This window comes from Leptospira chreensis, from assembly GCF_016919165.1.
Lineage (GTDB): Bacteria > Spirochaetota > Leptospiria > Leptospirales > Leptospiraceae > Leptospira_A > Leptospira_A chreensis.
The window spans coordinates 1-21,512 of record NZ_JAFFPS010000059.1; the positions used below are offsets into that span (position 1 = coordinate 1).

The 21,512-nt window shown below is 38.1% G+C and carries 16 protein-coding genes; 8 read left to right on the forward strand and 8 right to left on the reverse strand.

Going from position 1 to position 21,512, the window contains the following annotated elements:
* Positions 1-252: adenosylcobinamide-GDP ribazoletransferase (locus JWG41_RS16265; protein WP_205270879.1), on the forward strand; the 252-nt coding region annotated here is incomplete at its 5' end.
* The gene (locus JWG41_RS16270) at positions 237-830 is read left to right on the forward strand and encodes a histidine phosphatase family protein (RefSeq protein ID WP_205270880.1); all 594 of its coding nucleotides are present in this window, start codon (positions 237-239) and stop codon (positions 828-830) included. The genes JWG41_RS16265 and JWG41_RS16270, both read left to right, overlap by 16 nt.
* Here JWG41_RS16270 and gatB read toward each other — a convergent pair.
* The 5 genes from gatB to JWG41_RS16295 form a co-directional block, all read right to left on the reverse strand.
* Positions 827-2,290 (reverse strand): Asp-tRNA(Asn)/Glu-tRNA(Gln) amidotransferase subunit GatB, encoded by a 1,464-nt coding sequence (gene gatB / locus JWG41_RS16275; protein WP_205270881.1) that lies wholly within the window; start codon positions 2,288-2,290, stop codon positions 827-829. The two genes, JWG41_RS16270 and gatB, sit on opposite strands and share 4 nt — an antisense overlap.
* 60 nt (positions 2,291-2,350) lie before the next feature.
* Entirely contained in the window at positions 2,351-3,454 is a 1,104-nt protein-coding gene (locus tag JWG41_RS16280; protein ID WP_205270882.1) for a bacteriohemerythrin, read from the reverse strand.
* A 184-nt stretch (positions 3,455-3,638) separates the two neighbouring features.
* On the reverse strand, positions 3,639-5,114 hold the full coding sequence (locus JWG41_RS16285) for an aldehyde dehydrogenase family protein (RefSeq protein ID WP_205270883.1): 1,476 nt from the start codon (positions 5,112-5,114) through the stop codon (positions 3,639-3,641).
* 87 nt (positions 5,115-5,201) lie between these two features.
* Positions 5,202-7,346, reverse strand: a complete 2,145-nt coding sequence (locus tag JWG41_RS16290; protein ID WP_205270884.1) for an adenylate/guanylate cyclase domain-containing protein — start codon at positions 7,344-7,346, stop codon at positions 5,202-5,204.
* Complete coding sequence (locus JWG41_RS16295) at positions 7,334-9,448, reverse strand: adenylate/guanylate cyclase domain-containing protein (protein WP_205270885.1); 2,115 nt, start codon at positions 9,446-9,448, stop codon at positions 7,334-7,336. Before JWG41_RS16295 ends, JWG41_RS16290 begins: the two co-directional genes overlap by 13 nt.
* A 113-nt stretch (positions 9,449-9,561) precedes the next feature.
* On the opposite strand from JWG41_RS16295, the gene JWG41_RS16300 reads away from it, so the two are divergent.
* From JWG41_RS16300 to JWG41_RS16325, 6 genes are read left to right on the forward strand one after another with little or no spacing between them, the layout of a single operon-like run.
* Positions 9,562-10,788, forward strand: a complete 1,227-nt coding sequence (locus tag JWG41_RS16300) for a FliG C-terminal domain-containing protein (protein WP_205270886.1) — start codon at positions 9,562-9,564, stop codon at positions 10,786-10,788.
* Between the two features lie 4 nt (positions 10,789-10,792).
* Positions 10,793-11,716, forward strand: coding sequence for a flagellar assembly protein FliH (gene fliH / locus JWG41_RS16305; protein WP_002973208.1), 924 nt, complete (start codon positions 10,793-10,795; stop codon positions 11,714-11,716).
* The gene (locus JWG41_RS16310; RefSeq protein ID WP_205270887.1) at positions 11,713-13,698 is read left to right on the forward strand and encodes a sensor histidine kinase; all 1,986 of its coding nucleotides are present in this window, start codon (positions 11,713-11,715) and stop codon (positions 13,696-13,698) included. The genes fliH and JWG41_RS16310 overlap by 4 nt, the downstream gene beginning before the upstream one ends.
* Positions 13,695-15,683 (forward strand): 7TM-DISM domain-containing protein, encoded by a 1,989-nt coding sequence (locus tag JWG41_RS16315; RefSeq protein WP_205270888.1) that lies wholly within the window; start codon positions 13,695-13,697, stop codon positions 15,681-15,683. Before JWG41_RS16310 ends, JWG41_RS16315 begins: the two co-directional genes overlap by 4 nt.
* Before the next feature lie 57 nt (positions 15,684-15,740).
* The gene (locus JWG41_RS16320) at positions 15,741-16,325 is read left to right on the forward strand and encodes a Crp/Fnr family transcriptional regulator (protein ID WP_232374065.1); all 585 of its coding nucleotides are present in this window, start codon (positions 15,741-15,743) and stop codon (positions 16,323-16,325) included.
* A gap of 50 nt (positions 16,326-16,375) precedes the next feature.
* The gene (locus JWG41_RS16325) at positions 16,376-17,602 is read left to right on the forward strand and encodes an NnrS family protein (protein WP_205270890.1); all 1,227 of its coding nucleotides are present in this window, start codon (positions 16,376-16,378) and stop codon (positions 17,600-17,602) included.
* Between the two features lie 4 nt (positions 17,603-17,606).
* On the opposite strand, the gene JWG41_RS16330 is transcribed toward JWG41_RS16325, so the two are convergent.
* Genes JWG41_RS16330 through JWG41_RS16340 form a run of 3 tightly spaced genes read right to left on the reverse strand, consistent with a single transcriptional unit; the run spans position 17,607 to position 21,503 of the window.
* A complete protein-coding gene (locus JWG41_RS16330; RefSeq protein ID WP_205270891.1) occupies positions 17,607-19,358 on the reverse strand; it encodes a nitric oxide reductase activation protein NorD in 1,752 nt (583 codons plus the stop codon).
* Between the two features lie 9 nt (positions 19,359-19,367).
* Entirely contained in the window at positions 19,368-20,150 is a 783-nt protein-coding gene (locus JWG41_RS16335) for a CbbQ/NirQ/NorQ/GpvN family protein (RefSeq protein ID WP_205270892.1), read from the reverse strand.
* 3 nt (positions 20,151-20,153) lie between these two features.
* Positions 20,154-21,503 carry a cbb3-type cytochrome c oxidase subunit I gene (locus JWG41_RS16340; RefSeq protein ID WP_205270893.1) on the reverse strand — a complete coding sequence of 450 codons (1,350 nt, stop codon included), beginning with the start codon at positions 21,501-21,503 and terminating at the stop codon, positions 20,154-20,156.
* Positions 21,504-21,512: the final 9 nt, after the last annotated feature.

Consider the following 21,512-nt stretch of genomic DNA (forward strand, 5'->3'; position numbering starts at 1 on the left):
ATGGCAAAAGAAATCACTTGGCCTCAAATTTTGTTTGCAAGTTTACTTGGCCTTCTTCCCTATTTTTATCTTGTCTATCTCCACCTGGACTTTCTGATTAGTATACTACTTATCATTCCTAGTTTCGTTTATATGTATAAATTAATGAAACGCTGGATCGATGGGTTCACTGGAGATTGTTTGGGTGCCGTCCAACAAGTTGTTGAAACTTGTATCTGGATATCAGGAGTGTTTTTATGGACCTCTATTTGATCCGCCATCCGGAAACTACTGCTCCCAAAGGGACTTGTTATGGTCGCACTGACTTTCCTCTCAAATACCCGGTAGAAGATACAGCCGATTCCACATTCTCCTATTTACCACCAAACTTTGATTTTTTCCTTTCTAGCCCTGCACCTCGGGCTTTGAAATTATCTTCTGCTCTATTATCCAAATACAATCTAAAACCAACAGAACTTTGCACCATACCAACTGACGAACGTTTGTGGGAAATGAATTTCGGGGATTGGGATGGAAAACTTTGGGAAGACATTCCAAGAAAAGAAACCCTTCCTTGGATGAAGGACTTTGTGAATGCAAGAACTCCTGGTGGAGAAGCCTTTACTGATCTGATATTAAGAGTGGATGCTTTTATAGAAGATTGGAAAGAAGGGGGAGTGTTACGAAAAGATTGGGAAAGGACAAACAATCGGTCGCTAACTTCTTTAATCGTTGTTTGTCACTCAGGGCCGATCCGTGCTGTTCTTTGCAAACAACACGGAACTCCCTATGAAGAAGCGTTCAAATCTCCCGTGGACTTTGGATCCGTCCACAAACTAGAGATTTCTTAAACTTTCTTTTTTTCGCCGAGTGGTCCGAGTTTGGCTAGGATCAGATCGTTGACTAGTTTTGGATCTGCTTTGCCTTTAGTTTCTTTCATCACACCACCAACAATCGCACCAAGCACACGGTCCTTTCCATTTTTCCAACCTTCTACTGATTCGGGTTGGGATTCAATCACTCGGGTTACAATCTCTTCTAGAGCTTTGTCATCGCGAACCACTTTTAAACCTTTTGTTTCCACAATGGTTTCTGGCTGGTCTTTGGTGGTTAACATATCTTCAAAAATAGATTTTGCAATTTTACCTGTGATCTCTCCTGAGTTGATGAGTTTCACAAGTTTACCAATTCGCAAAGGATCGATGGCAAATTCCTGAATGGAAATGTTTTCTTTGTTTACGATTCCAAGAATTTCATCTTTTACCCAGTTGGATGTTTTTTTAGCATCACCGGATACAAGCAGTGCTTGTTCAAAGTATTCCGCGATCTCACGTTCGCTTGTTAACACTTCTGCATCATAATCAGGAAGTCCCAGTTCTGTTTTGTATCTTTCCTTTTTTTGTCTTGGAAGTTCCGGTAAAGTTTTACGAATGTCTTCAATAAAAGAACTTGAGATTTGAATGGTGGGAAGATCCGGTTCTGGGAAATAACGATAGTCATGGCTCATTTCTTTGGAACGCATAGGAATGGTTTTGAGTAAAGTCGCATCCCAAAGTTTTGTCATCTGGCGGAAGGATTCCCCACGAGAATAAACATCTTTTTGCCATTCGATTTCATAGTCTATCGCTTGTTTTACGGCCTTAAAAGAGTTTAAGTTTTTGATTTCTACCCGTGTACGAAATCCTTTTTCACCTTTGGGGCGAATGGAAACGTTAGCATCACATCGAAGGGAACCTTCTTCCATATTACAATCGGAAACTTGAATGTATCGTAATATAGTTTTGAGTTCGTTAAGATAAACATAAGCCTCATCAGAAGAACGTAAGTCCGGTTCTGAAACGATTTCAATGAGTGGAGTTCCCGCACGATTGTAATCAACATAAGAACGATTGATTGCTGGATCATGGGAATGGATTAGTTTTCCCGCATCCTCTTCCATATGGATTCGCGTCAGAGGAATGAACTTCTCGTCTGTTTCCCCTTTGAGTTTGATATGGATTCCACCTTGGGTTGCATAAGGTTTATCAAACTGAGAAATCTGGTATCCTTTTGGTAAGTCAGGATAAAAATAATTTTTACGATCAAACTTTGTGAATTGGGTGATCTCACATCCGAGAGCCACTCCAGCACGAACGGCTTTTTCCAAAACCACTTCGTTTAACACCGGCAATGTGCCAGGCAAAGCCACACAAAGTGGAGAAATATGAGTATTAGGACTACCGCCGAATTCGTTCGTAGCCGTGGAAAAAATTTTAGAGAGAGTGTTGAGTTGGACGTGGACTTCCAGACCGATGATAACTTCGTATTCCATGGGGTTTGGAAACAGGATTTTCCCGGAAAATCACCTTGGCAATTCAATTTCCGACAGAAATCAATCGAGAGGGTCTGGGGCCGATTGCATCACCAACTTATAGAGGTTTTTTTGCTCCCGAGAGATACTGATTTCACCAGCTTGGTGCAATTTTTTGGTAAACTCAGAAAGTTCCCGCACACGGGATTCAAAGGCAATTCCGATTTTTTTATCCTCAAGAGCAATATGGGACAAAAGCCAATTCCGAAGGTCTTGCACCAAATGCAATCCAGCCCGAGGATTTCCTAATTTAAATTCATCGTTTCTTGTTTTGATAAAATCAATAAACCGTTTGTGTTGGTTCATATGATTGACCACGTCAGTAAACCGAAAGTAACGCATGATTTTATCTTCTACACCAAAATGATCTTTTGTGTATTCGATAGCCGCTGTAATTACCCGATGGAATGTATCACTAGATCCATCACCTAACTTCAATGAGTGATCCAGTTCCACAATCATTTTCAATAACCAAACATGTTGTAAGTCAATAATAGGAACACCAGTAGAAAGATTGTAGGTTTTCCAAATGTTTCGGATTTCTTGGATGGTATCAATCGACTGTTCGTGTAATGCTATATGTGTTGTATCCATTTGCACAATGTTTTGATAAATCAGAAGTTGTTCTTTGGAAATGGGATATTTCCCCGATTTTAAAATTTCGTTGCAGTAAGATTTTAAATCAACACCACTGGCTTTGAAAAATTCAGCATAATCGGTATCATCATGTAAGATATGTTGGAACAACCATTTTTTAAGAATTTGTAAAATACCCAAAGCAGCCATTTGGCTATCCTTTGCTTCATAGTATTTTCCAGTTAACCTCTCTACAAAGTGGCGGTGGCCATTTACATGTTCTTTAAATCCGGGATAATTAAAATGTTCTAGAATGTCTTCTTCTAAGGCAAAATGTTCTGCCACATAATCCAAAGCCTTTCGAAAGGAAATATGAACATCCACTTCCGATTCCTCTTTTTCGGATTCCACAATCGTCTCTTCTAATTCTAGGATGATATGAACCAACCAAACATGTTGGAGGTCAATGATGGGAATTCCAAGGTGGAAAGGTTCACTTAACCAAGTGATTCGTAAGGAATCTAAATGCGCGGAGTAATCCTTTTGCATAGTTCCACGAAAATATGCACAAGTGCGATGTCACGAATTAGAATCAATCTTGGAATTGATATTTATCAGTAATTTAAAACAGCAAGTATGATGGTGGAAGTGTCGGTTTTTTTTATTTGGAATGAAGCAGGAGTAAGGAACTCCCGAGTTTCCTCGGGAGTAAGCATATTTAAACAAACATTGTTTAAATAAAGAATTTTGTTGTTAATCTTACAATCAATCTCACAAAACCTGAGTAAGGTGGATACATCAATTTAGCGATGGATGCCTTAGGAGTTTGTAAAACAGACCTTTCATGTGAAAAAGTTTTGAATCCAAAATGGCCATGATAACTACCATGACCCGAATGATTCACTCCACCAAAAGGAAGATTGGAATTCACCAAATGCAGGATCACATCGTTAATCACTGTCCCACCAGAACTAGTTCTACGAAGGACATATTTAGATGTACGGCTTTTTTTTGTGAAAATATACAACGCCAACGGTTTTGGTCTTTCATTGATGATGTGGATGGCTTCATCTAAAGTTTTATAAGTAACAATAGGAAGCAGTGGGCCAAAAATTTCATCTTCCATGATACGAGCATCCAAAGAGACATTCGTGAGAATGGTTGGTGAAATGAAATTATCAGAACTTCTCACTTCCCCACCATAAGCAATCTTTGCCCCTTTTTTCACAGCATCTTCGATATAAGAAGACACTCGTCCAAAGTTCTTTGCATTTACGATACGGCAAAAGTCTGGGCTTGCTGTAAAGTTTTCTGGTTTGGAGTTAAAGAAACTTTCTGTGGTTTCTTTTGCATTTTTTACAAATTCATCTACTTTGGATTCAGGAATCAAAAGATAATCTGGAGCTACACAAGTTTGTCCGGCATTCAGAAATTTTCCCCACATAATCCTTTCCGCTGCCACTTTCATATCTGCATCTTCTGCAACGATAGAAGGCGACTTTCCACCTAACTCTAACGTGACGCTAGTGAGATTTTTGGCAGCAGCAGTCATAACGATTTTACCAACAGGAGTGGAACCAGTAAAAAAGATATGATCGAAAGGTGCTTCCAGTAATGCAGTGGAAACGGCAACATCACCTTCAAATACAGCAACTTCCTCTTCAGAAAACACTTCGCTTAACATTGTTTTAATGACATCTGCAGTGTGTGGGGTGAACTCAGAAGGTTTTAACATTACCGTATTACCCGCAGCAATCGCAGCTGCCAAAGGGGCAATCGCTAAATGGAAAGGATAATTCCAAGGAGCAATGATCAAACAAACTCCCTTTGGTTCATAAACAATCCGGCTGGTCGCACCGAGTAAAGTCGGTGGAGTCATTACGTTTTTTGGACGCATCCAATGTTTTACATGGCGGATGGCATCATTGATTTCTGCAATGGTAGGAAGAATTTCTGTAATGTCCACTTCGCCAGAGGATTTTTGGAAATCAGAGTGAAGTGCCTTTTGAATTTCTATTTGGTATTTAAGGACAACATCTTTCAGTTTTTTGAGTTTTGCGATTCGAGTTTTGAAATTCGACAACCGAAGTTCCAAAGCCTTTGTTTTTTGTGCTTTGAAGATACGGTCAATATCGGATGGAGTAAAACTTTTTGTTTGGATCACAGGCTTTCCAGTGGTAGGGGCTTGTGTGAGAGTGGCTTGAGTCATGGGAATCTCCGTATATTACTGACTCTCGTTCATTTAGAGAGGAAATTCAAGAACTTTTTCTAGAACCAGGGCGAATCTATGTCTTTTTTATGCCAAAAATCCCTTTCCAAACCCCGGAGGAGGCCCGTTTTGTGCATACGATTCGGTGCGTTCTAAATACAATTTTGCTGCTTTGTCGGAAGGATCGATTGCAAAGACGGCGCGAAATCCGGCTCCTGCCTTTTCAAATTCCCCATCCCAAAACAAATGTACACTTTCTTCGAATTGTTCTTTGGTTTTTAATTTTAATTCAAAAGCCTCTTCTACACCATCCACCAAAACCTGGGCAATCCCAATTAACTTTTGTTTGGCTGGAATTTTAATAAAATCTAATAAACGATGCGGATAGGAATCAGGATGTTGTAATTCGAGAAGAGCATCCAAACTTAAAATGATTTTAGCACCGTATTTTTTTGTCATGGATTCTAGTGAGTTGGCAACACCTAGGGAATCGGAAAGGACAGCAGATTCAATCCGTTGTTCTTCACCGATAATTCCAAGCATCAGTTCTCCAAAATGAATCCCCACTCCAATTCGGATTTCACCAACGCGGTGGGATTTTGATTCCTTATTCCACCTTGCGGTTGTTTTGTGCATCTCTATCGCAGCTAACAAAGCATCTTCTGGTTGTCTTTCAAACAAAGCAAAAATTGCGTCTCCAACATACTTTTCAATAAATCCGTTATGAGATCTAATGGTAGGCCCCACTTGCCGTAAAAAATCATTCAGAAAAAGAAAAGTTTCCTCAGGACTCAAAGATTCTGAGATGGCAGTGAAATCTCTGATATCAGAAGACAAAACGGACATTTGTTTAACGATAAAATCTCCGCGTTTGACTCTCGTTTCAGAAACCTTTGAAAACAATTGAATGAGTCGCAAAGGAACGAACTTCGCATAGACTTTGTTCGACGATTCTAGTCGATTATTCACTTCAATCAATTCTGTAGTTAAAGTATCCATTGAGGAATAAAACCGAGCATTTCTTCTTGCGAGTAAAATACTCTGAAACAAAAAGAATACAAATAAAGAAAATGGCATAAATGGTTGAGACTGAAACCAATAATTTCCAGCCATCAAATCATGTGTAGACCCAAGCATCAGTAACAAAGATCCGTAAAACATCAAACTACTATCTTTCTTTCTTTGGCGATAAATCTTAAGAATCACATAAAAGGAACAAACACTAAAAAACAGAATCAATACTTGTGAAAAAATATTTGTTTTTGTAAATAGTTTTACATCTGTCAAAACTACAAAAGATACAAAACAGGCCGTTATACTCCAACAAGAGTATAACATCCATTTGGGGACTTCTGACTTCCCTGGAAATAAACTCTTCAAATAACCTAGGAAAAAACAAACAAGAAGAGGTGCCGATATATAATCCAATATCTGCATCCAGTGCCAAGAAAAATCAGGAAATGCATAGATGATATAAAAATTATCGAGTACTACGAGTCGTAATCCCGTAAACAAACAAAACAAAGAAAAGAAAAGCGAACTCTTCTCCTCTCTTCGGAAGAAAAATACAGTGAGTTGGTACAGGGCCATAGTCAACATAGTACCAAAAACAAATACTTCTCCTGCGGAATAAATCAGTGATTCATTTTGAATGACTTCTTTGGTTCCAATTTCCAATGGTTTTCTGTACCCACCACGCGCATGGTGAAAATTACTAACAACAAAAAGTATCTCTTGTTCGTAGTCTTCTGGTTGAAAAGAAACATATTGGATCAGGTATTTAGGAAGGGCATCAAGTTCACTGGTACCAACCTTTCCAGAACTTGCAATTTTTTGACGATTGATATAGAGTTCGTAGGAACTGGTTGCTGGTTGCACCCGAAGATAATAACGAATTTTTGGATCCGGAACTTTGAATGTTAAACGAAAAGTTGCATAACCATCACCACCTTCGCCTACCGGCCGGTATGAGTTCCAAGAAGAAGGAACTTTAACAAATACTTTGTTAGGTTCTTTGATTTTTTCAAATAAACTTTCGCCATAAACTTCTTCCCAGTAAAATTCCCATTCGCCATTCATAGAAAGTTTTTTATTGTCTTTCACATACTCAAGAGGAAGTTCCAAATACCCTTTGACTGCTTCTGGGGAAGTGCCGAAACTACAGGAAAAAAATGCCATACAAGAAACAAAAATGATAAAAACAAAAGGAATGGTTTTCATTATTTTTCCCATACAGAAACTCCATCCCAATCTTCACCCACACCGGAGGTTTGGTAATATTCACACCTTTCAATGTAGATTTTTGCTGCCAAATCTTCTGGATTATCAGTAAATACAGCACGAAACCTTTCTAATGCAGAAACAAAATCGGCCCGCTCATAATCAAAAATTGCGGCTTCGAATAGATCTTTGTTTTTAATTTTTTTATTAGAAACGGAATCGATATCAGGAATCAATACCTCTGCAATCATTACCGCTTCTTGTTTTCCTTTTACTCGCACAAAATCCAAAATTCGATATGGAATCGCATTCAACTCTTTATGCAACATAAGTGACGTTAGGCTAACAAGAATTCTCGCACCATATTTTTTTGTTAACCCTTGGATCCGGCTCGAAAGATTCACACTGTCTGCAATAACAGTAGACTCAAACCTCTCTTCTTCTCCCAAAATTCCGAGCATAGTATCGCCAGAATGAATACCGATTCCCACATGTAATGGTGCATAACCAACACTGTGCCTGTGTTCATTGTATTTTTTTAATTCCCATTGGATGTCTTCTGCAGCTTTAATCGAATCTTGAATTCCACCGTCAAACAATGCCATGATGGCACTTCCAATATATTTATCGATAAATCCATTATTTTTGCGAACGCAAGGACCAATCCTTCCTAGATAAGAATTGGTAAATAAAATTCTATTTTCAAGTGGTATCGAATAAATAATGTCCCAATATTCCCAAATATCAGCGAATAAAATAGTCATTGCCCTTTCACTACTATCACCCAACCTAACTTCTTCGATATTTTCTTTATCAAGATGGGTTAAAAAGTCGCGAGGTATAAATTTTGCATAAAAGCGATTCGTTAAAATAAATTGTTCATTGGTAGTTTCAAATTCTTCATTTAAGAGAATTTTTTTACGGAAGGTTCTTGTCGTACGAAGTGTAACAATCGTAGACTGAACTCCAAAAAACAAAAACACTGCCATTTGTGATAAAGTAGATTCCCCTTCTCCGGTATATGCAAGGAACACATCATAAACAAATCCAATATATAATATCGAATATCCTGCAAAGAAGATCCCAGCATCGGACAATCCTCGGCGTACCATCTGATACAAACGCATTCCTAAAAATGTCGCAAATACAATGCCTAACACCTGAAAAACGATTTCAAATTGGGTATATACTTCCGGTTTGATAATCAAACCATAAACTAACATAAACTGGACGTAGGCACTAAAGTAACGAATGATCTTTGTATCAATAAACCGAGGAAAAAGTCCGTCGATAAACCATAAAAATAAAATACCCAAAACAAAAACAGAGGCATATTCAATATAAATAACTAAATCCCAAGGAATATTGGGAAAAACTGCATAAATGGTTTTACTTCCGATAAAGGGAATCCTAATTGCAAATACAAAACAGAAAAATCCAAAGTAGAAGGCTTCCCTCTGTTTACTTCGATAGAAAAACAATATAAAATGATACAATCCAAACATAAATATAGCGCCCGTTAACGCTAAATCCAAAATACTTTGAGCTAAAATATAGTTTTGAACACTCTCTGCAAGGCCAAAAACTGGTGCATTAGGAAGCCCACCTTCTTTGTGATGAAAATTACTCACTGCAATTTGAATTTGGAGATTATCTTTAGCAGTAATGGTGAAACTTTGGCCTTGGGAACTGGGAGTTGTAGTTTCTTTAGAGATACCAGGTTTGCCGGACACCAAACTTCTGTTACCTGCAGACATCCTAAAGGCCGTACGAACCTCTGGCAGATAAACAGCATAAATTTGATTTTCGTTGGGGAGTTTGATGTCTAGGACATAAGTGCCATAACCTTTCCCATCGACTAACCCGGATCGGAGTGGCGCATGGTTCCATAATGCCGGAACAGGGAGATAAGTAGTCGGGCTCGCGTCAGAAGGAACGTCCAATGTACCCGGGAAAAATTTCCAATCCCCTTGGAGGGATACCGCTTCCCCAGAATCAAAGGGAAATGTTTGCAGGTCCAATGCTCCCGATTGGATCTGGGTCGAGGGACTCGCCATGCGACAAGCCGTTGTCATAAACACAATGCAGAGGTAGATTAATTTCTGACGGGTCATCCCTACCTTCAGAGACTCCCAAGGACATGGATTTGAAAAGGAAGTTTTCGAATTAAAAAAAATAATATTTTTTGGTTTGTACGACCGCTATGTTTAGCTATTATGTCTCTTAAATGAAAACTCCGTCCGGATACAATAAAGCCGCCCTTGCCTACCAAATCTTAGGCCGCTATTTACCAGACGAAGTGTTTGCTCATTTGAGTGATTCGGAAATCGAATCCCTCCTCTTAAAAGTGGAATCCAATCCGTCCCCAACCAGGGGTCAGGAAAAAGACATCTTACTTTCTTTCACCCGATTCCTCCAAAAAAAAGGAAACCTAAACAACCCAAACCAGGTCGGTCGTGGTAGTAACGCCGGCGCCGGCAGAGCGGGAAGCGAATATACGAATCACGGTTATAACCCAAAATCCCTAGGTGGAAATTCCGGCGACGACGGTGGCTATACGAATCACGTATATTCTCCCAAAAACAGGGGTAAAACCGAGCCTACGTTCGGAAAATCACCCTCCGAAGGCGAATATGCGAATCACGATTATAATCCTCAGGATCTGCGTGCTCCTGGTAACAAATCTACACATAGCGAACATCCAGACACAAATGAATTGTATTCGCTCCTCCAAGAAATCCTAAAAGAAGAAGATTCAAAATCAGCCATCCCCTTTTGGTCCGAACTTCCGAGTTATTCTTTGGAAATGCTCCGGAATTTGACGACAGACGAATCTTCCGAGGTAGTAGCTCGGGTTCTTAGTTTTTCTGACCCAGAAACTGCCTCTGAGGTTTTAGCAGAATACCCGGAAAACCACAGGGAAGATATCATTTTGGCACTTTCCGAAATTGATTACCATTCGGACCAAGAAAGGGACCAATTGGAGCGTTTCCTTCGGTTCAAAATGGAACTCATCCAGAAGAAAATGCCGGTTTCTAAGATCCGCAGCCGCAAGGCAAAAACAGCGGGGGAAATCCTTACTCGACTTCCTTTTTTGCCTTCTCAAAATTTAATTGAACGAATTCAGAAAAAAAGCCCAGAATATGCCGAAACTATAGTAGAACACTACTTTCGTTTGGAAGACCTCCTTCATTTAGGAAGGACGAGCCTCACTCGGTTCTTTTCTGAGATCCATCCCCTTGTCATTGCTTGCGCTTTGAAAGGTGTAGAGACGGATTTCCGCGACCAAGTTTATTCCAATTTGGAATCTTGGCTTGTGAAAGAAATTAAGATCGAATGGGATTCGTTAGGTCCTGTCTCATTAGCAGAAATCGAAGAAGCCCAAAAGGGAATCTTAGATAGACTACGCGAGGCAATGAATGAAGGCAAAGTGAAACTCTGGAGATTGAAGTAAGGATATGGCAAAACTCGTCTTTAAACCCATTCAAATTGCCGACTTACAAGAAGAAGTTGAGATTCAACTTCCTGATAAGTACAAAAAGTTCCATAAGACCGACGAACAAGAAGACTTCGAGATAGACCAAGAAGGGAATATCATCGAACAATACCAAGGTCCATCGATTGAAGAAATCGAAGCGGAACTACAAAGGTATCGCCAAGAGACAGAAGAACAAGTTCGTCAATTATTAGAAGACGCAAAAAAACAAGCCAAAGCCATTGAAGAAGAAGGAAGGACGAAAGCCTTCCAAATGGTGCAAGACTCCAAAGAAAAAATTAAATTAGAAGAAGACTCCGGTCGCGCCAAAGCGGAACAAATCTTAGATCGTGCTAAGATGGAAGTCGAACGTATGATCAAAGAAGCCGAAATGAAACAGGCTGAGATCGAACACGAAGCATACCAAAAAGGTTATGATGCAGGTCGGGAAGTAGGATTCAAAAAAGGCCAAGGGGAAGTAAGACGACTCATTGACCGATTAGGAACTATCATCGGCAAGGCGATTGACATCCGTGAAGAAATGATTGCTGCCTCTGAAAAACAAATGGTAGAGATGATTCTTGTCATCGCAAGAAAAGTAATCAAAGACGAAATCATTGAACGTAAAGAAATTGTACTCAATAACATTCGCGAAGCAATGAAACGAATTAAAGACCGTGACCGAATTGATATTCGTGTTAACTTTGCTGACTTGGAACTTACAACAGCACACAAAGACGAACTTATCAAACTTATGGAATCTCTCAGAAAGGTCAATATCTACGAAGATTCTCGAGTGGATCGTGGCGGAGTTATCATCGAAACAGATGTGGGAGCCATCGACGCAAGGATCTCTACACAGCTCAAAGAAATCGAAGAGGCCATTCGAAACGTCGAACCGATATGATTTCGAAAACCCGTATTTACCAACTCGTATTCGGGTTCGCATTCGTTTTGTCACCAGCTTTTATCGGTTTGGTGGCAGAACCTTGTGGCACCATGATCACATCATTCGAAAATCCAGTTGTTTTAAAAACAGATTGGTTATTTAGAAAAGGTGACAACTTAGATTGGCGGGATGAAACCGTTGAGGAATCTTTTTGGGTCAAACGTTCTGTTCCTGATTATGGAATCTCCAAAACAGAAAACCTAACAGGATATCACTGGTATCGTTGTTCTTTTTATTTACCAGAAAACTATACAACTCCAGTAGAACCCATTGCCATCCAACTCGGTCGCATCCGAGACATTGATGAGTTTTATCTAAACGGAACCTTAGTCGATAAAACAGGAATTGTATTACCTAGGATGGAGGTGGACTTTCAAAAAATCAGAATTTATTCTCTACCGACCCACCTTCTCAAACCAGGCCTGAATGTAATGGCAATTCGCATTTATGCTGCCACAAATTTAAACGGACTCAAAGAAGCACCTACCATTGCAAAAGAACGCCTGTTACGTGAAGCTGCTTTTTCAAAAGAAGCCTTTGCTATGGTCTGCGGATATGTATTTATATTTATGGGGATTTACTTTTTAGTAGGTTCGATTGTGCGCGGTCGAGCGGGAGAGAATTTTTTCTTTGCACTATTCTCCATTTTTATGGGAATTTATGTACTCATTCGCACCCAACACCGAGATATTTTATTTGAAAGTTTTACTTGGTCTTATGTTGCAGAACTCTTAGTTCTAATTTGCCTTCCTGTATTTTTTATCAACTTCATGCACCAGTATCTAAAGATGAAACGAAATGTGGTGCTCCTGGTTTATGAAGTCTTTCTATTTGTTTTATTTGTGATCACTTTGTTTTTTAGAACTCCTAAAACCTGGATTCTAGTCATTGCTCTTTTTAATTACGCCTTACCTGTGGCGATGGGCCTTGTGATTTATTTATTTGTAAACAATGGAAAGGCTAACATTGCTAAGGTTAAATTTATTTTAATCGGAATTGCCTCTCTGTTGCCAACCATTCTAATTGATAGTCTTTCTGCTTTAGAAATCATTTCCATGCCGGGAACTTTGTATTTAGGTTTCCTCATTTTTCTTGTGATGATCTCGATCCAACTTTCCAATGATATCGTTTTGGGTTTGGAAAACTTTATCGAACAAGAAAAAGAACTGATCCAAATGGAACGTGTGAAAACGGGATTTTTGATCAATTTGTCCTCTGAATTCAAATCCGGAATGGAAAAAATTAAGAAGGCAATTGACAATATATCGTCCAATCACGGAAAAAATATTTCCAAAGAACAAACCAAAGTAGCCACAAAGTCTGCTGCCAAAAAGAAAACCAAAACTAAATCGGGATCGAAACAAGAACTCGATCCGATCAAACAAGCAGAAGATCATATATCTTATATGAGCTATATGGTAGAGGAAGCCATACTACTACGTAAACTAGAAGACAAAACGTACATTCCATTTTATGAATCTTTCTCTATCGCAGAGTTAATCCGAAATTGTGTATCTAGTGTGGAAAACCACTTAGAACAATACAGGAAAAATACTTCCATTGAAGTAAAACCAAATGACTTGGAGATCTATTTTCCCAAGGAATTGTTATTTTGTATTTTACGAAATCTTGTTGAAAATGCTTACCAATACACAGATCCAAAAACAGATATCAGTATAGAATTTTTTAATCGCGATGGTTACCACCAACTGATTGTTATGGATGAAGGTATGGGCCTTAGCCAATTGGAAATGGAAACCATCTTTCAAAAATTTGTCCGAGGATACCGTGACAAAAAAAATGAAATCCCGGGAGCAGGGATTGGACTCACTTTAGTAGAAGCAACGGCAAAATTTTTAGGTGGAACCGTAAGTTTAAAATCAAGTGAAGGTATGGGAGCCAAATTCACAATTCGTATCCCGGAGAAACCTAAAAAATGAAATCCTTATCATTCTATCGAATTCTAATTTTAAGTTTCTTTTTACTTACAACTCATTGCTCTCGTTCCACAGATGAAAACACTGTGGTACTCCGTTTGGATGGCGATGATTGGGGAATTTATTTCAACGACAACGCTGATATACTTAGCAATGAATTCAATGCCAACAACTTAGATATCACAACAGTTCCGAGCAACTTTCGAAACCTAAACAAAAGTTATCGCGGAGCCATATGGATTCGTAAAGGTTTTGAAATCACAACAGAACAACACCAAAAATCGTTAGCTTTACAACTTGGTAAAATTTACCAATCGGATGAAGTTTTTATCAACGGTGTACTCATTGGAAAAAACAATTCGGCATTTGGAAAAGACCCAGACGAGTTTGCCTTTGGAAGACCTAGAATTTACCCCATTCCCCATGATTTATTGTTAGAAGGGGAAAATGTTCTAATTGTAAAAATTGACTCCTCACTCTCTACTTCTGCGGGAGTCATTACAGGACCCATTCGTATTGTTACCTACGAAGAAGCGTTAAACGGAAATCTTTATGATTCTCTCGTAGAACTTATCTTTGTTGGTTTTTATCTTTTTATCGCGTTATTTTTCTTTATCAACTTCTTCAATCTAAGAGATAAAAAAGAATATCTTAGTTTCAGTATTTTAGCATTAATTTTCTCTGCTTATGAACTATCAAAAAACGAAGTTCGTTTTTTTCTAATCAATGATTTCTCAATATTAAAATTTATAGAATATTCTTTTCTGTTAATTCTGCCTTATGGTTTCATTAAATTCATTCAGGATTTTTTCGAATTAAAACCTTTCAAATACCAAAGAATTTACCTACTAATGCAGTTCTTCTTTATTGCAGTTTTTGCAATCATTCAAAACCCCGTATTCTGGTATAACTTCATTGGATATTGGGACATTCATCTACTCGCCGTGATTGGTTATGCGATCTATGTTACGTTTAACAAATTCCGTGACCAAACTCGAGGATCGACAATCCACCTCCTTGCCCTCGTTTATTTACTCTATTCGATCCTAAAAGAAATTTTAATTGAAAGAGGGTATCTAAATTCCCCATCCTCTCTCGAAACAAGTTTCTTAGTATATTTGATTTTAATGACACTGGCTCTTCGTTTTCAGTTTCTCATCATGAAACGAAAACTACAGAACCGTTATGAAAGATTAAAAGAAGCCGACTCGCTCCGCGAAAAGATTTTTTATTATATGGACGCAATGATTTCAGGCCCTCTGAAATTAATGAAAGAAAAACTAATTTCCTATCGCGAATCAACACAGAAAACAAAAGACAAAAACTTAGTAAAAGAAGTGATCGAAGTACAATCATCTATTGACAATGTAATGGATGATATTATCGAACTTTCGCGATTAGAAGTTTTAAAAGAAGTCCCTTTCAAAGAACAAGTAAACTTCATTTCATTTATCAATGAAGTGATCCCAGAAGATGACATCACCTACTCTATCAAAGTAAATCCTGAAACGGAAATCCATAACAGTTTGGATTTGATCAATTCGGTTGTGGTTCGATTGGTTGATTTTCCTCCGTTTAAAGAATTCAATCATAACGATTTAATCATTACCCAAGACTTGAGAGGGAACGTTCACTTCCGTTTTCTATTATTTCATAGCAATCCGAAAGTTTCAGGAAGATTATTTAGTGATCTCGTTGAGAATTATAACACACTGACACCCGTAAAAGTGAAATGGGCGATCATACTTGAAATTGTTCGTTTATTAGGTGCAAAAATTGATTTCAAAATCATCAAAAAGAAATACCTCAAAATTGACTTGGGTATTGCCGCGATTGTTCCTGTTTCTGAGTTACAACCAATCACAGAATCACAGATAAATTCAAAATCTACGACACAAAAAGAAGATTGGAAAGTAACATTAAAACGTTTTTGGAAATTTTTAAAAGAAACAGAAATCAAACTTCCTAACTTCAAAAAGAAAAAATAAACTCCAACTGATTTCATGATTATAAAGTATCTTACTAAACCAAATCCTGAATCATTAATGAAAGCATTTGAAGGATGCCAGGAATTATCTTTTTCAAAAGATGAGTTTTTATTTCATGGTGGTGATAAAGTTGCCTATATGGATCTACTGGTTACGGGAGACCTACAAGTTTTTAAATACGATGGGAACATGAATGAAGTTACTTTAACTTTTTTTCGTCCAGTGTGTATCATTGCTGAATGGGCCGTCATCCAAGGAATTCCATATCCGGCTTCCGGCCGATTTACTAAAAAAAGTACAATTCTCCGAATGCCTCTCACAGAAGTACAAAGTCGCATTCATAAAAATATAGAACTGAATCACATTCTTATGCATTCTCTAATGAATAAAATTGAGACCTTAAATTTGGCAATCAACCGCGGTCTCACAATGGATGCGATGCAAAGGGTGGCGCATTTTTTATTCTATGGAACACCTGATTCCCTAAACTTAAAACAAACACAAATGGCCTCCCTCCTCTATCTAAGACCAGAAACATTTTCAAGAATCCTCAAACAGCTAAAAGACCAAGGCCTCGTCGACACCCAAAAAGGAGAAATTTCCATCCTCGACAAAGAGGGTTTACTTAAAATTTTAGCTTAGTTCTTGATTTGCATCAATGAAATGATTCTAATTTTTATTAGGATCATAGTATGAAGAATTCATTCTTTAGCTTAAGTTTTTGGAATACAGCCTTCCGTCCTTTTTTTTGGTTTGGTTCTGTTTATGGTGTTTTTGTCATTGGGTTTTGGCTATTAGTACTTTCGAATACAGTTACAAATCCAATTAAAATTAATTCTATCCATTGGCATTCCTATGAAATGACTTTTGGATTTTCTAAAGCGATTGTTCTCGGTTTTCTCTTTACCGCTGTCCAAAATTGGACAAATTCAACCATCCTAAAAGGTCAGAACTTATTTTTCCTACTTTTGTTTTGGGCTCTGGGTAGATTCTCGATGTATCCTCTAGGATTTTTTTCCTATTTATCTTTTGGTTTGGATATTAGTTCAGACTTGATGGTCATCTACTTATTAGTTCCGAAATTAATGGTACCTACCCAAAAACACAATCGACCGATTGTTTTTCATTATGGACTTTTTACCATCTTTCACTTGTTCAGTGGACTTTCTGCTCGCTCTGTTTTAGAACCAGAACTAACTTTACCATTGGTTCATTTGAGTATTTTTGTGATTCTGTTTTTGATTTTAATCATTGGAGGGAGAGTGGTTCCCTTCTTTTCTGGAGTGGTCATTCCAGGATATTCCTTCAAACGAATTCCAAAATTAGAAACCGCCATTTTATACTTACCATTTGCTTTTTACGCATTCAAAATAGGGGAATTTTTCTTTTTAAAAAATCAATCTTATCACTTGGATTTTAAAAGTATCAATTTTGGTTCCTTGGTTCTTCTCATTTCATTTCTCATCTGTTTTTCTTTATTCATTACAAATACCATTCGTTTTCTTTCCTGGAAACCTTGGAAATCATACAAAACACCTATATTATGGATTTTATATAAGGGTTACTTTTGGGTCTGTTTGGGTTTTTTATTTTATAGTTTATCATTACTTGGATACTTTCCGGTTTCGTCATCGATCCATAGTTTAACTGTTGGCGGGCTTGGTATCTTTATCTATGGAATGATCACAAGGGTGAGTTTAGGACATACAGGACGGAGTATTGTTGCCTCTCCCCTAACTGTTTTTGCCTACATCATTTTAAATCTTTCCGTGATTGTGAGAGTTTTTTTTCCATTATTTGGAGAATACAAATGGGCATACTATTTATCCGGTTTCGGTTGGATTTTAACTTTTTTGATTTTTCTCATTCAATACACTAAAATTTTATTTAGCCCAAGACCCGACGGAAAACCATCTTAAGTTTTTATACACCAATGGCTCTTCGAAAGAATTCTTGTAAAGAATCGAGGAGCCTTTCCGGATGTAACAACATTTGATAACTAGCGTTTCTCATCATGGCAGGAATTGTTGGTTTCTCTTCCGTTCCAATGGCCAAAGTATAAACTTGAATTCCACTTAACAAACATTCACCAACTGCTTTATTTACATCCTCAATTCCATACTTACCTTCATACTGATCATAATCATTGGGTCTTGCATCCGTAATTAAAATAATCCATTTTTGTTTGTAAGTGGTTTCTTTGAGTAGGGAATGAATATGGCGAAGTGACGGTCCCACTCGCGTATATCCGATTGGCGAAAGGGAATCCAAACGATCGCGAGCCATGACCCAAGGTTCAGATAATTGTTTTAAATGAATGAATTGATTGTAATTACGAGTTCTGGAATAAAAACCAGCAATTCCAAATGGAATTTTCAGTTCAGAAAGAGCTTCTGAAAACAAAAGTAAACTTTCTCTTTCCACATCTAAAATTCGTTTCTCTTGAATCCAGGAATCTGTAGACAAACTCACATCAACCAGAAAATACAAAACCATATCCGAAACATCTCGAATAGGATTCATATAAATCAATTCTGAGGGACTAACTTTTGCTTTGATATCAGCATACCGATCAACAAGCGCATCCAAATCAATATCTGCTCCAGCTATGAGACGTTTCTTAATTCGTGTTTGGTTTAAGAGAGCGATCATCTTCTTTTTTAGATGATTTAAAGCAGAATGATGTTTTTCTAATATTTGTTTTGTATAAGTATTGTCTTTTTGTTTTGGATGCTCTTCAACAACAGAACAATAGTTCGGTTTATAATTTTTTAATTTAAAGTCCCATTCAGGGTATGTGAAAGTCGTTCCCACTTCCTTAGTATCTAAAATTTCAAGTAATGTTCCCACTCCAGATTCACTCGTTCGAGTTGTATGCACAGGATCTTCGGTTCGAATGATATGTTTCAGATTCAACTCTTGTAAAGCTTCCTCTTCTTCCATATCTTCTTCCCCATCAATGTCTCGCCATTGCCCATCAAATTCTTCTACAGTTTCAATCTTTTCAAAATTGTGACCCAAAGTGTACTCTTCGATTTTTTTCTCATCCACTTCCAAAAGTTCGGCATCTCTCGGATCTAATTTCTGTTTTGATTCTTTAGATTGGATCTTTTGTTTTGTTACTTGTGACTTAAAATCCTTACCAGATGGATTTAACACTTTCCCATCAATCTTAGGAGCTGATGCCTGAAGGAGTAAGGACTTGATTTTTGTAAACTGCAAAGGATCTTTTTTACGAATCCCCAATCTTTCTTTTCGGATTTCTTTCCAATCACCGGAAATACCAGAAAACTGTTTTAGAAATTTTCGAAAGGAGAAATAAAATCCTTCGTTTGATAAAGGGAGGTTTATATTATTTTTTTTAGGATCGTATTTCAAATCATAAAGAAAAGAAAGATAAGCTAGGAAAATACGAACAAATGTTTTAGAAATAGATTCGGAGGGAAACAGGTAAACTATCTCTGGAATTTTTAGAAAATTCTGTCCGAGTGAAACAGTATCACCACCAAGAATGAGAGTGACCGTTTCTTTTCTGAGTAACTGCAAATACTTAAGGATTCTCACCTCTTCTGATTTGATATTGTATGCATAATACGGATTAGGTGGTGTGAGTTTTTTACGTATTTTTTTCCAAAGTTTATGGCCTTGGTAAAATAAAAACTGATCCCATTCCAAAGTCAGATCCTAAAAGATCAGATCGAAGCTATCTTGTAGAGCTCCAATCGTATCGGGATCATCGGAAAGAGGTAGAATGATCGCAGTCCTTCCGGCAAGTCGCGGTGATAATCCTTTTGCCATCAATTTTGCACAAGAAACAAGTAACCTCGTTGATACGGTTTCCGCTAATCCTAACTCTGGTTGATTGCGAACAAGGCCCGCAAACTGAACTAATTTTTTGGCAATGGATTCACTGATTTCGGTTTCCCCCATTACAATTTTTTCTTCCAACGAAGCTTTGGGATAAGGAAAGTCCATTCCAATAAATCGTTGTTTGGTGGATGGTTTTAGTTCTTTAAACCCTCTTTGGTATCCAGGATTATAGGAGGCTACGAGCAAAAAATCGGGATGTGCGATTATTTCTTCATTTTTTCTTTCTAGGTATAAAGTGCGGCGATGGTCTGTTAAGGAGTGGATTGTTACGAGAGTGTCTGGCCTTGCCTCCGCAATTTCATCCAAATAGACAATAGCGCCTTCTTTGACAGCCGTGGTCAACGGCCCATCCATCCAAATGGTATCAGCTCCTTTGACAATAAATCTACCCACCAAATCTACAGAGGAGGTTTCATCATTACACAAAATGGTAATTAATCTACGATCCATTAAGTGAGCCATATATTCCAAAAATCGCGATTTACCAGATCCTGTAGGCCCTTTCAACAAAAGCGGCAGAGAATTCTCCGCCGCCATTTGAAAGATTTCTACTTCCTTACCAATTGGTTCGTAATAGGGTGCTTTCTTCGTTAACATAAATTAATCGAGATCACCAACATTTTTTCCAATCGCCTCGTTTGAGGGAAGTCCATGTCGAATGAAATCAACAATAAAGTAAGCGATTCCAATCGCGAATAGAGTGGCAGCAAGTAACATTCCAATGAAGTGGAAAATGATTTCTTTTTGTACAACCAAAAAATCCATTCCTAACTTGCGCTCCAAATAAACTTGTGTGATTCCAGCAACAGCGAGGGCTCCCGTCATTCCTAACATCCCAATATTTGATGCCCAGAATGCTAAATAACCAGACATTCCGGTAAACAGTTTTCTTCCGGTTAAATTTGGCATCGCGTAGGAGATAACAGCTAACACTAACATGGCGTAAGCGCCCCAAAAAGCGAGGTGTCCATGCATTGCCGTGATGAGTGTTCCATGTGTCCATTGATTAACAGCAGGCCATGTATGAGCAAATCCAAGAAAACCAGCTCCAATAAAAGACATCATAGCACTTCCGAGTGTCCAATAGAGAGCAATTTTGTTTGGATGGTTTTTTCCTTTTTTACGATACATATTCAGTGCCCAGATCGCCATACCCAAGAAGGCAAGAGGTTCTAAAGCAGAAAAAATACCACCGACCATAAGCCAATACTTAGGAGTTCCTATCCAATAGTAATGGTGACCTGTTCCTAAAATTCCAGAAAGGAAAGTTAAACCGACAACCACATAGAGCCACTTCTCGATGACTTCCCTGTCCACCCCAGTGAGTTTGATGAGTAAAAAAGAAAGGATACCACCCATGATGAGTTCCCATACTCCCTCAACCCAAAGATGCACGACCCACCATCGAAAGTAGGAATCGATCGTTTGATTGTCGAAGTAAATCATACCAGGTAAGTAAAGTAAGGCGGCACATAACAACCCAAAGAAAAGTACAAGCTGTGTTGTACTTCTTTTTTTTGCATCCCAAATGGTCATAGCGATGTTAAACAAAAAAGTTAAAACATTCACAACAACCAAGTAGTCCAGTGGCCTTGGTATTTCCAAAAACTTACGTCCTTCCCACCAATTAAAGTGAAATCCAATAATTGCAATCACTCCAACAACTACCCAAGAAATGAGTTGGATGTACGCAAGTTTTACACTATATAGTTCCCTATCTGATTCTTCAGGGATGATATAATAGGCTGCACCCATAAATCCAGTTAACAACCATACAACGAGTAAATTTGTATGTGTGGCACGAGCTGTATTAAATGGAATGTAATCATGTAATCCATCCATTCCGATACGAGCAAATCCCATAATGAAGCCATATACGATTTGTAAAGATAAGAGTAACATACAAGTTGCAAAGAACCAATATGCGACCTTTTGTGATTGGAATCTCATTGTTTCTCC